Source organism: Psychrobacter sp. Ps2, from assembly GCF_022129405.1.
In the GTDB taxonomy this organism is placed as follows: Bacteria; Pseudomonadota; Gammaproteobacteria; order Pseudomonadales; family Moraxellaceae; genus Psychrobacter.
This window is the reverse complement of sequence record NZ_JADQAM010000040.1, coordinates 32453-44899: the sequence shown is the minus strand read 5'-3', so window position 1 is coordinate 44899 and position 12447 is coordinate 32453. Positions and strand designations below refer to the sequence as shown.

The following is a 12447-nucleotide window of genomic DNA, read 5'->3' as shown; positions in this document are numbered from 1 at the left end:
GTCATAAAAAAGGCGTTCTATAAAAGTATAGAGCGCCTTTTTTGCGTCTGCTACTTGGGTAAGCTATGGCTTGTTAGATATGCTAAAAACGAACAAAGCGATTTGGTATGAGCTGAGCTTGAATATCATCAGGATGCGGTGCATCAGCTGCCCGCAATGTCTGGGTAATCCAACTATCTGCCGCTTGCACAGCATCAATGAGAGCATCGCCCATTGCCAAGCGTCCAGCGATAAAGCTGGCAAGTGAACATCCTGAGCCATGGAACTCACCGTCTAAGCGCGGCAAGGTGCTTTTATGGACCATTTCCCCCTGTATATATAAGTACTGCTCGATATCACCACTATCAAAATCATGTGAAGTTTTTACGAGTACAGCATGAGCGCCTTGAGCACATAGCTTTTTCGCACCAATATGCAAGTCTTGCTCACCGCTAAGCGCACGTAGCTCATGAGTATTTGGGGTAATTAAAGTAGCATAGGGCAGTAATTGTCTAAAGGCGCTAACCAGTGTTTTCTCATCGCCCAAGCTACCACCGCTATTTGCGACTAGTACAGGGTCTAAGACAAATGGCGTATCATTATCGATAACTTGATCAGCAAATAGTTCGGTCAACATTGCAATGTTATCAGTGGTGCCGAGCATACCTGATTTGATAGCACTAACAGGTAAGTCATCAAGCACCGCAGTAGCTTGAGCTTTTACCAATGATGCCGCACAAGCCTCAAAGCCAAATACCTGCTGCGAGCTTTGGATAGTGACTGCCGTACAAGCGATGGCTGCATGTGCCCCTGACTGTCCGATGGCCTCGATATCCGCTTGTAATCCAGCACCGCCTGAGGGATCTAATCCTGAAAAACACAGTACGACAGGTCGCATAACAGCTCCTTTTGAGATATTTTGAAATAAATGACAAATACTATAGCCACCTACTACTAAAAAATCTATCATAGTCTTATGCTTGTGGGTGAGGTATAAGACGGTAGAGTGAGTAGACCTAATATTAATAAGCAATTCAATAGTCATATCTAGCGGTAATATGCCATAATTTTCCGTATAAAAATGCAAGATAAGTACTTATATCTATAATTTTGATAAAAGCCGCATTAAATCTGTAGACAACGCTTGCAATTCGTTTTGGCTTTGTTATAATACTCGCCCACGACATGAGACGTATTGTTAGCATCAATACTATGTTTATAGATTTTTTATAAATGTCTTGAATCGTTAGGTGAAGTGGGTGAGTGGCTGAAACCAGTTCCCTGCTAAGGAACCATACGTGTAAGCGTATCGAGGGTTCGAATCCCTCCTTCACCGCCATTTATTCAGTTGTTATTAGAGTAATAACGCAATATACTGCGTTAAACATTTTAATAATTAATTCAAAAAATAATTTGTTTTAATTAAAAAATATGTTGACACAAGCGATATTATCTATATAATGACCAACCTAATTTACTGCAAAAGATATCATCTGCGCAGTGGATAAAGTGCAAAATACGCGCCTGTAGCTCAGTTGGATAGAGCACTTGGCTACGAACTAAGGGGTCGGGAGTTCGAATCTCTCCAGGCGCACCATTTGCATAATAGCTTGATTTAAGCTGATAAAATATTAAAATAATCGCCTGTCTTATGACAATTGGCGGTTTTTTTATGTCTGCGATTTATATATTTTATAACAATATGGTCGTCTAGGTTAATGTCCGCTAAATGGTTAATTTACGGTACAATAAAGGATTACTATCCACCTACTATGGGCTTATGAAATGCGGAAAAGTAAGTTGAAAGTCAATGTCAAAATAAAAGTTGATGTTGAGTCAAGTTCTGACAACAAAAGCTCTTTTGTTAGTGGGAAAAAATCCACAAGTATTACTACTACGTCAACAGCTCAAAGTGCAAGTAATGTTGGTTCAGAAAAAAGCTTAATTGAAGAGCCGACGATTGCCAAAGCTGGTATCCGTATGGCAGCGATTCTTTATGATGGTATGTTGATTTTGGCACTGTTATTTTTGGTAGGAACTATTCTGACCGTGATTGGCACACTGCTGACCATGAATACAGGTACAGACTCTTCTCAAGCCCAGTCGTTACCAACTTGGTATCAAAACGTCATTATGACGCCGTCTTTTATATTGACGTTGGTGGGATTTTACGGGATATTTTGGCGCCGTGGCGGGCAGACATTGGGTATGCAGACTTGGCGCTTAAAGACAGTCAATAATAATGGTCATTTGCTGACGTGGGGACAGTCATTTAAACGTATTCTGGCTGCTAGTATCATGCCAGTTGTATTTGCTGTGATTGGTAGTGTCATCGATGGCTCGCGTGCTGTTTTGCTAACCAGTGCTTTTTTAGGCTTCATTTTTAATTATGCGTTTTGCCTCTTTAACCCTCGTGGTCTCGCAGTACAGGATATGCTATCGAATACCATCACATTAAAGATGCCAAAAACAGAGAATGAAGGACTATGGCGGGTGATTAGAAACCGCAAGCAAGGAAAATAAACCGCATTATCATCGCCATACCCTTTAGACACATTTTCTTTTGATACTCTTTTATCGTTACATACTAACGCTTTGAATCAGCCATGCAGTATAGCCCACAAAGAACAGTACCAATGTGGCACCTGACGTACGACCGAATTGGCGCTTTGTTTTAAAGGCAAACACGCATAGTGTCACTAGCAATATCGTCAATAGTCCCATTGCCATTACATCACGCGATAGAATCACTGGGTCGGCGGCAATAGGAGCGATGACCGTTGCCAAGCCGACAACTGCCAAAGTATTGAAAATATTAGAGCCGATGATATTGCCAAGTGCCATATCATGCTCGCCTTTACGGGCAGCTGACAAGCTCGATACCAGCTCAGGCAATGAGGTCCCAACGGCGACAATCGTTAGACCAATGATGAGCTCACTAAGACCCCATAGCGTTGCTAACTCGACAGCACCCCAAACGATAGCGCGTGAGCTGGCTACGAGCATCAGCATACCGATAATTAAACTGACAAGACCACGCGTTACACTTGGTTCTAGCTTTTCTAAGCTCTCTGAGTTATTTAAGTGCTCTAAGTTATTTGAGTGCGCTGAGTCAGCACTAGCCACGACTACATCGTCTTCGTGCTCATCATAGCCCTCGCGTATACTCATTATGATCTGTAGTCCTAAGACGGCGACCAACAAAATTAACAATACGATACCATCAACTTGGCTCAGTGTTCCATCACGTAGCTGCCAAGCGGCGATGACAGTAATTAGCAGCAGTAAGGGCAAGTCGCGCTTTACGATGCCTCTACGGATGATAATAGGGCTAATCAATACGGTTGCACCGAGTACCAATGCGATGTTGATGATATTTGAGCCATAAGCGTTACCTAGAGCCAGCTCAGGGCTGCCTTCTATCGCTGCTAGTACTGATACCACCATCTCAGGCGCTGACGTGCCTATACCCAATATTAAGACACCAATTAAGAAGCTAGGTACACTAAACTTCTTTGCCAGTGCTGTCGCCCCATCAATAAAGACATCGGCACTCCAAACCAAAATTGCTAACCCAATCAGTATTGCAAGCGCGGCCAACCACATCAGTATGTTTCCTTGTATATGATAAAAAATGTGAATTTGATAAATAAAAGTGGTATAAAAAAAGCCGAATCTTGATTTAGATTCAGCTTTCCTTTTAGCATCGAGATTTTTAGTAATAATAGCAGCTAATTCAAAGATGTAACTTTGTGTTTATCTTAAATTTACCAAAACCTCACCATCCTGTCATATTAAGCAACTTGTACAGGAATGATATTTGCAGTGTCTTTTACAGTGTTGTCTTCGTTGCAATAGACCAGTTTTGGCTGATACGTTGACGCTTCAACTTCATCAAAATGCGCGTAAGCACAAATGATAACGATATCGCCCAAATCTGCCATATGAGCCGCAGCACCATTTAATGAGATAATACCAGAGCCCGCCTCAGCACGGATAGCATAGGTGCGAAAGCGCTTACCGTTGGTCACGTTATAGATATCAATAGATTCGTTTTCGCGTAGACCAGCAAGATCTAATAGATCGCCGTCGATACCGCAAGAGCCTTCATAATGAAGTTCAGCGTGGGTAACACGGGCACGGTGTAATTTGCATTTAAGCATATTAAGTAGCATAGGTTGGTTCCTTGGCGTAACTGATATTAATTAACTAAATCAAAAGGTTAATGGGGATAAAACTGCCAAAATAAAAGGTCATTATCATTGAATGACTATATTATTCTGGTAATTTAAAGCCATTAATTTGTGAACGTGCTTTTTCGACATCACCATCTAACAATAATGGGAGCGCCTCAAAAGCAGCTGTCAGCGCGCTATCAATCGCAATCTGCTCATCGGGAGATGCTTTAGAGAGAACGTGTCCACTAACTTTAGACTTGTGTCCAGGATGGCCGATACCCACACGCAGGCGATGAAAATCATTGCCAATATGCGGCGTGATATCACGTAGGCCGTTGTGACCACCATGTCCACCGTCTGTTTTGAGTTTGATACTACCAGCTGGAATATCGAGCTCATCATGAGCAATCAACAATTCATCATTTTTGATGCCATAGAAATTTACCATAGGCACCACTGACTGACCAGATTTATTCATAAACGTCAGCGGCATAAGTAAACGCACATCAGATCCATGAATCTGCCCACGCCCTGTCACTCCATGAAATTTCTTATCAGGGGAGAGCGTGATATTAAACTGCTGAGCCAAATGATGGACAAACCAAAATCCTGCATTATGACGCGTAAACATATACTGCTGACCAGGATTACCAAGACCGACAATAAGCTTTATGGCCATAAAAACACCCTGCTTGAATTTGATAAATAGGGGTAAGGATTGAAGTACTGATAGACAGTTTATTTTCAAACCTTACTTACAAAAACAGCAGGAGATTTTAATCACCTGCTGTCTTATTGACTAAACGAATGTATCACTAACCAGCACAAAATAATGCACTAGTTAGAAATAGTATATTACTCGCTGTCTTTGTTTTCGTCAGTACCGTCGTTTTGCTCAGTTGCTGGTACTTCATCAGCATCAACGTCAGCATCAGCATCAACTTCTTCTACTGTTGGTGGCTGCATGTTAACGATAGTACGGTCATGACCGTCTTCTAGCTCAAGCTCATGGATAACAACGCCTTCAGGAAGTTTGATGTCTGATAGACGGAACAAATCACCGATTTCCATGCCAGACACATCTACTTCTAGGTATTCAGGAAGTTGTGATGGTAAGCAGATAACTTCGATATCAGATACTAGAGTAGATAGTACACCAGCAGCAGCAGTACCAGGCGCATCTTCACGACCAGTGAAATGAACAGGAACGTTCATGTGAATTTTCTGACCTTTTACAATGCGCTGGAAATCAGCATGCATTGGGAAGCCTTTAGCTGGATGGCGCTGCAAGTCTTTGATAACAGCTTGATGCTCTTCACCGTCAACGTTGATAGTCAAGATGTGTGAGAAAAACGCTTCGAATTCTAGTGATTTTACTAGTTCGTTAAGCTTGATAGAGATAGCTGTTGGCTCTTCGTTACCACCATAGATGATAGCAGGAACTAGGTTCTGCTTACGTAGGCGGCGGCTCGCACCTTTACCTTGTAGTTCAGCAGCACGATCAACGGCGTTTAGTTCAAAATGATTAATGCTCATGGATATAATCCTATAAAAAAAATGATGAAGTGTCTGGTCATAAAAAAGTGGATTTGCGACCAATCCACTAATACGTGATGATAGCTAATATTATCGTTACGAAGAAAACTCGCAATGTCTAAGCTTAGCCATTTGCTTATAGCAGCGCTCGCTACGATAATTACCATAACGATGGTTGCTGTTAAGCATGATCAGCACTTTTGATAGTGCTAGCCTAATAAAAACAACGAAAAGGTCAGCACAGGCGCGCATTATACGTGATTCTGTAGCAATAATAAAGACCTACGCAAAACGCCTACACAAAACAGAGCGCCAAGTAATGATACTTGACGCTCTGTTTTTTAACTATTCAAGATGTCTTATGACAGTCATTGCTACTAAAAATTACTGCAATAGCTGTTTTAAAAATAACTGTATCAGTTTAAGCGTCAAACATCGCGCTAATAGATTCTTCGTTATTGATACGGCGTAAGCTTTCAGCCAGCATCGGTGCAATACTTACCTGACGGATTTTGCTACAGGCTTTGGCTTCAGCAGATAGTGGAATTGTATCGGTCACAACCACTTCATCTAATGCAGATTCGCTGATGTTTTTCAGTGCGTTACCTGATAGGACAGGGTGCGTGATGTAAGCCAAGACGCGACGTGCACCATTTTCTTTCAATGCTTCAGCTGCTTTACACAATGTACCTGCAGTATCGACCATATCATCAACGATAACGCAATCACGGTCACGAACATCACCAATGATATGCATTACTTGTGACTCATTGGCACGAGCACGGCGCTTATCAATAATTGCCATGTCGGTATCGCCTAACTGCTTGGCCATCGCACGTGCACGAACCACGCCGCCTACGTCAGGTGAAACAACCATGATATTGTCATAGTCTTGCTTTTGTAGGTCGTTTAGCAATACAGGTGTGCCGTAGATGTTGTCTACAGGGATATCAAAGAAACCCTGAATCTGATCTGAGTGCAAATCAACAGTCATTACGCGATCGATACTGACGATGTTTAACATGTCAGCGACTACTTTAGCCGAGATAGGTACACGAGCTGAGCGTGGACGACGATCCTGACGAGCATAACCAAAATACGGCATTACAGCTGTAATACGGCCAGCACTAGAGCGACGCAAAGCGTCAGCCATCATCATGATTTCCATCAAGTTGTCGTTGGTCGGTGCACAAGTAGGCTGCATGATAAACACATCTTTACCACGTACGTGTTCTTTGATTTCCACGGCAATTTCGCCATCAGAAAAACGCGTGATGTCAGCTTTACCAAGAGGTATGTGAAGATGATCGGCTACGGTTTTTGCTAATTCTGGGTGGGCATTACCCGTAAAAATCGCCAAATAAGGCATGACAGAAGTCCTATTGATTGACTCAAGCAGCGACCGCTAAGCAGTGTCAAACTGCTCAAATTAAGAAAAGAGTGGTGAAGGTGTTGAAGTATACTATTACAGTAAAAAATGGCAGGGGTAGCTGGACTCGAACCAACGGATGTCAGGATCAAAACCTGATGCCTTACCAACTTGGCTATACCCCTGTAATGTCTAGGCTATGAACAACCGATATTTAATAGCGACTAAGTAGTCGTTCTTAATATAGTGTCATGACCTGTCAGTTATCTAAAAAACGGATAAACCGTTTAAAACATAACTTTTCCCTAGCGGTGTCCATTGCGAACTATACCGAAACTGGGATAACGTTGTCAATGACAATAAGATAAGTGGCTGTCTATAAACCGCTTATACTCGATGTATCTCTAACGCTTCGTACTAAAAAATGGCAGGGGTAGCTGGACTCGAACCAACGGATGTCAGGATCAAAACCTGATGCCTTACCAACTTGGCTATACCCCTATTGTGGCGACCTATTATAAGTAAATTTTCAGATTTTGCAAGTCATTTTGCGCTTTTTTATAGGATTTATTGATGATGTACTGATGTTGATAAAAAATATCGACTCGCAATCAAAGTCATGATTGAGGTCAGTTGTTATTATCGTTCTATTAAATTAGAAAGTTTTTTATCTGACATATCAACTAAAGTAATGAGTTCATTGCTCTTAAGGTAGAGATCACAAGATTGTGAAACTTTGTGATAATTTAAGCGCCTAATGCTATATTTCATTAAAAATATGCTCTATGCTTTATTAATTCTAGATGAGCTTTCTAACAAACTATTTATGGAAAAGTAATATGACAACAGAGTATGACAAAGGACAACAACTACTAAGGTTTCATTTATACCTAGCTTATCCACATACTCCTGAGGATTATGAAGAATTTGATGCACAATACATTGCTAATGATTCGCATATGGATGAACACGCTATATTTTTTGATGAAGATACTATATTTGAAAGAATAGTTAGGCATGAAGGCTTAGAAGAGTTAGCTAATCTGATTCACCATGTGCGAGAGAATTATAGTGATAATCCTTACATATTTAATGACCAAAAAAGTGCTCGAAATTTTGTTGATACTCTCAAAATGATAGACTTGCAAAGTTTTTGCGTTCATAAATATGAATTGGAGAGCTTTGTTAGTTTAATAAGTTTATATAGCGATATTGCAAACGAGTCGTGTGCTGGAATGTCAATAATAGGATATGCACCTTAACAAAGTTTGAGTAGAGTGCGCCTAGAACACATAGATAATGTGAACTTTTCAAAAAGGGAGCGTTAAACACACCTTAATTCTTAAATAGTATCCTACAAACTCCCAACCATAAACGCTTCACAAGGCGCACCTTCAACCCACTTTGCCAATAGCTTTTTATCACTGGCAATACTCGCATCTAACGGCAAGAATACCGCGCTACCAGAGCCAGTCATTCGTGCTGTGCTCAGTGTTTGCGCTTCTAACCCCTGTAGATAACTTAAGGCATCTGCAACAGCAGGAGCGAGGCTCGTGACCACTGGGGTAAAGACATTATGATAAGGCGTAGTGAGCGTTTGTACATAGTCAGCGTATTGGTTTTGGATAGTTGTAACTGATAAGGGCGCGATATCTCGCTGTAGTTTAGGGTGTGCAAATAGGGTAGCGGTATTGACATGAGCGTTAGGCGTCAGTACTAAATAGTGCTGGTCAGGTAAGTCAATGGCAGTTAACTCTTCACCAATACCCATGGCAATAGCGTCTTGACCAAATATAAATATTGGTACATCCGCACCCACAGTTGCGCCAATCTTTATAAGCTCATCACAAGTAAAATTAAGCTGCCAAACCTCATTGAGCACTAGCATAGTCGTTGCTGCATTAGATGAGCCACCGCCTAGACCCGCGCCCATTGGCAAATGCTTATCTAAAGTGATATGCACTTTTGCTAACTGCTCAGGTAAAGTGTTTGACTGTATGGCAGATGCTAGCAATGCGCGTGCCGCTTTGAAAATTAAATTGTCTTCTATACTAATAGTGATAGCCTCTGCACCATCTAATATCAGTAGCTGATGACAGAGTTGATTAGCGCTTAATTCACTAGCTATAGTAGAAATTACGACATCGTTGCTAACCGAAAAATGCAAATAATCGCCCCAGTCAAGTAGGCGAAATACCGTTTGCAAATTATGATAGCCATCGGCTCGTTTACCAGTGATGTGCAAAAATAGATTGAGTTTTGCAGGTGATAAACGAGTAATCATAGAAACAGATAGTTCGGCTATATTTTCAGTCATATTTTTTTATCATACGGTGCAGTTATAAACAGCTATCTTAATTAGCAATGATGGTTTTTAGCGTAGTTCATATCATTAATCAATGATGGATTAATGGTTAATCGTCATTACAACTTTGTTGCCTTGTGGTTGTACTGCGCTAATTTTACTAGGTAGCTTATCTGTACCTTTATAAGTAAAGCTGGCTGTCCACTCACCATTGACTGAGCTAACTAAACGATTCTGCTCATCCATTTGTGGCGCACTATCTGAAGGTGCTGGGCGACCAGAAATCCAATAAGGCATTTGTGAAATTGGTGCTTGCCAACCAGTGGCTTTCTTTAGCAAGGTTTCAGGATCGTCAGCGGTCAAGGTACCTGTCTTTTCGCTAACTAGAGTAGCGGTCTGACCATTGTATTCAATGTTGGTTTTACCAATACCAAGTGCGCCAATCAGCTCAATGGCAAATCGGTCGTTTTGCTGACCCCATGCATAAAATGCACTACCACCTTGAGTACCTGTCGAATCATTCGCAGGCGTCGTCACCCCAATTTTACCGGTGATATTAAAGCTCTCTAGCTTTTTTGGTTGATCAGCGTTTTGACCTTGTACCGTCGTTGTCGGTTGGTTGGTCGCGTTGGCTGTTTTTAATGACTGACAACCAGAGGTAATGACCATTGCTGCAGTTATAGCAGTAAACAGAGCCAATTTATTTGGTTTATAAGAAGTGATTAATGCTGACATAATAGTTTCTCAAAATGGAAAGATGAACAAGGATATTAGCTTAAGCGTTATTTGTTGCTCGGTTATGCATGGCTGTTAGCTTCTTATAACGACCTTGTAATTTATAAATGCTTCGTTATTTATAAAAACCTTATCAGCTATCATATCTCTGTGACTACAAAACTCGAATAACATATCCAAAATCAGCGCTATTAATACAGCTGTATGCGGTCATTGATATTATGCTGTCCAAATGAGAAGCGCTGCTGCAAGTCGGCGAGTAATGCCTCAACTTTGTCATTGTTACCTAAGCCTTGGTAGGCGCGCAATAACAGCGTGCCTGAACGCAAGGTCGGTAGCACATCATAAGGTGTCTGTAGGTAGTCGATGACCTGCTGATAGTTCTCTTTGGCTAATGCATTGCCTGCCAAGACATTTAAGGCTTGCAGATGTAGGTCGTTATCATAACGTGGATCATCATAGCGAATCTGAATAATCGCTGTCGCTAGTGCCAGTCCTTGCTCTGAGCTGCGCTCATTTGCCAGTAGTAACTGTGCATAGCTCAACTGATAGGATAAGTTGCTAGGATCTAATGCTTGCAAATGGTTAAGCAGGGTACGCTTAACGACATAGTCTTCTTTATCATCTAGCAGCTGAGCCCGTGCAAAGAGTAGCATCTCATTGTCAGGATATTTACGAGCGGCACGAGTTAGTAGACGCAGTGCTTCATCAGATTCGTTTTGTTGCCACAAGATATCGGCTTGCATGACAAAAGTGTCAGGCGCGAATACTGTGAAGTCTTTGCGCAGCTTCTCTAACGTCGCGATTGCCCCATCGACGTCGTTATCGAGTAATTCAAACGCCACTACTTTTCTACGAGCTTCTAATACCAAATCCTCTTGCATGACACCATTGAGATAGTATTTGGCTTGATCGAACAACTGCTGACGCTCAGCACTGATACCTAGATAATAGTAGGCTTGATCAAGATAAGCTGGACTCTTAGCAAGCATATTGAGTAGCTCATCGGCGCTAGTATACTCTTCAATATCTAGGCTTACTAAAGCTGCGAGCAGCGTAATCTCAGAATCATCATTGAAACGGCTATGCGCTTCAAGTAGTAACTTCCAAGCTTGTTCGCTTTGCTTTAAATCTAATAGATAGCGAATCTCATATAAATATAAGCTTTTGCTATCAGGGTTGCGTAGACGAGCTTGACTGACATAATTGATGACAGTCTCTGCGGTGACAATTTTACGCAATATATCCGCTTTTAACGTGATAAAAGGCACGTAGTCTGGCTGACGCTCTAGCGCTCGATTAATATGAACAATAGCGACTTCAGGTTCGTTAAACTGATAGAGTAAACCTGCTTTTAACACTGACAATGAGGCATTTTGCTCGCTATCTAGTGGCTGCAACGCGGCAAGAAGCTCACGTTTGTCATCATCATTATTTGGGTAAATGCCTATAAGGATTTCGCTTAAGTCTGCGCGTGGGTCATAGCGCAAGATGCGGTTTAAAGTCTCGCCTGCTAATATATAGTCATGGGCACGTAAGGCCAAATGCGCGACATAAAACCACGCAGGCACATGGTCAGGGTTTTGGTCCTGCCATGTCTTGGCAAACTGTAATGAGTCTTCAACCCTTTCGTTACGCAACGACAGGCTAAGCGCTCTCTCAAACACGGCTGTGGCATCTTCTTTAAAAGACTGTTGCTTATAAACGGCAACTGCACGTCGTTTGTCGTCGCGATCAGCAGCAAACTCGGCATCCAGTAGAGCGTACAAGCTTGGTTCACTAAGCTCAGGCTGCCATAAGCTGGCTGGCGCTAGGCCATTAATGTTTTTTACGTTTTCTATGGTGAGCGTATCTTCATTATAAGGTGTATCAATCGCAGCACTACTATCATTTACTTTATTGCCATTTGGCTTATTGGCAGTTACCTTATTGTTAGCTGCCTTATTATCGGTAGCAACGGATACTTTAGGAATTTTTGTTTCTAGCAATACATCGGGATGGCTAGCATGAACAGGGGCTGCCAAACACAGGCACACAGCTAGAGACAACGCTAGCTTATACCGTTGACACAGGCGCTCAATAGCGACATGCAATAAAGCACGGAAGCTAGAGTATTCGCTATAGGGATGTGGTGACCGAAGTAATGACCCAAAAAAAATCATAGATAGCCGTATTCGCCCATGGTTTACCTACACAAATGAGGCAAGTTTGTTTTAATCATTTTAAGTTAAATATTGGCAATATGTACCCATGACGAACATTATAAGAGTAGACCGATGAGATAAACAATAGCATCCGTGTTACTCAGATATTGGCATGTCTGACTATATGAATGTGCTACTAGT

11 protein-coding genes and 4 tRNA genes are annotated in these 12447 nt (G+C 41.7%); 4 read left to right on the top strand and 11 right to left on the bottom strand.

Annotated elements, in window-relative coordinates:
- Window positions 1–82: 82 nt before the first annotated feature.
- Window positions 83–877: a hydroxymethylpyrimidine/phosphomethylpyrimidine kinase gene (locus I3254_RS04045; RefSeq protein WP_238051396.1), complete on the bottom strand. Its 795-nt coding sequence runs from the start codon at window positions 875–877 to the stop codon at window positions 83–85.
- 351 nt (window positions 878–1228) lie between these two features.
- Between I3254_RS04045 and I3254_RS04040 the strand changes: the two genes are divergently transcribed.
- From I3254_RS04040 to I3254_RS04030, 3 genes are all read left to right on the top strand, one after another.
- Window positions 1229–1318, top strand: a tRNA-Ser gene (locus I3254_RS04040).
- Between the two features lie 181 nt (window positions 1319–1499).
- Window positions 1500–1576 (top strand) — tRNA-Arg (locus tag I3254_RS04035).
- 188 nt (window positions 1577–1764) lie between these two features.
- On the top strand, window positions 1765–2502 hold the full coding sequence (locus I3254_RS04030) for an RDD family protein (protein WP_238051394.1): 738 nt from the start codon (window positions 1765–1767) through the stop codon (window positions 2500–2502).
- 57 nt (window positions 2503–2559) lie between these two features.
- On the opposite strand, the gene I3254_RS04025 is transcribed toward I3254_RS04030, so the two are convergent.
- From I3254_RS04025 to I3254_RS03995, 7 genes are all read right to left on the bottom strand, one after another.
- Complete coding sequence (locus tag I3254_RS04025) at window positions 2560–3585, bottom strand: calcium/sodium antiporter (protein ID WP_238051392.1); 1026 nt, start codon at window positions 3583–3585, stop codon at window positions 2560–2562.
- A 188-nt stretch (window positions 3586–3773) separates the two neighbouring features.
- On the bottom strand, window positions 3774–4154 hold the full coding sequence (gene panD / locus I3254_RS04020) for an aspartate 1-decarboxylase (RefSeq protein ID WP_010196068.1): 381 nt from the start codon (window positions 4152–4154) through the stop codon (window positions 3774–3776).
- Window positions 4155–4254: 100 nt separating this feature from the next.
- Window positions 4255–4836, bottom strand: coding sequence for an aminoacyl-tRNA hydrolase (gene pth, locus I3254_RS04015; protein WP_101205142.1), 582 nt, complete (start codon window positions 4834–4836; stop codon window positions 4255–4257).
- Between the two features lie 176 nt (window positions 4837–5012).
- Window positions 5013–5693, bottom strand: a complete 681-nt coding sequence (locus tag I3254_RS04010; RefSeq protein ID WP_101205141.1) for a 50S ribosomal protein L25/general stress protein Ctc — start codon at window positions 5691–5693, stop codon at window positions 5013–5015.
- Window positions 5694–6114: 421 nt separating this feature from the next.
- Entirely contained in the window at window positions 6115–7062 is a 948-nt protein-coding gene (locus tag I3254_RS04005; protein ID WP_057758042.1) for a ribose-phosphate pyrophosphokinase, read from the bottom strand.
- Window positions 7063–7171: 109 nt separating this feature from the next.
- Window positions 7172–7247, bottom strand: a tRNA-Gln gene (locus tag I3254_RS04000).
- A gap of 240 nt (window positions 7248–7487) precedes the next feature.
- Window positions 7488–7563 (bottom strand) — tRNA-Gln (locus I3254_RS03995).
- A 338-nt stretch (window positions 7564–7901) separates the two neighbouring features.
- Here I3254_RS03995 and I3254_RS03990 point away from each other — a divergent pair.
- On the top strand, window positions 7902–8324 hold the full coding sequence (locus tag I3254_RS03990; RefSeq protein WP_238051389.1) for a hypothetical protein: 423 nt from the start codon (window positions 7902–7904) through the stop codon (window positions 8322–8324).
- Window positions 8325–8416: 92 nt separating this feature from the next.
- On the opposite strand, the gene ispE is transcribed toward I3254_RS03990, so the two are convergent.
- The 3 genes from ispE to I3254_RS03975 form a co-directional block, all read right to left on the bottom strand.
- A complete protein-coding gene (gene ispE / locus I3254_RS03985) occupies window positions 8417–9379 on the bottom strand; it encodes a 4-(cytidine 5'-diphospho)-2-C-methyl-D-erythritol kinase (RefSeq protein ID WP_238051386.1) in 963 nt (320 codons plus the stop codon).
- 90 nt (window positions 9380–9469) lie between these two features.
- Complete coding sequence (gene lolB / locus I3254_RS03980; RefSeq protein ID WP_238051383.1) at window positions 9470–10102, bottom strand: lipoprotein insertase outer membrane protein LolB; 633 nt, start codon at window positions 10100–10102, stop codon at window positions 9470–9472.
- Window positions 10103–10293: 191 nt separating this feature from the next.
- On the bottom strand, window positions 10294–12264 hold the full coding sequence (locus tag I3254_RS03975) for a tetratricopeptide repeat protein (RefSeq protein WP_238051381.1): 1971 nt from the start codon (window positions 12262–12264) through the stop codon (window positions 10294–10296).
- Between the last annotated feature and the right edge of the window lie 183 nt (window positions 12265–12447).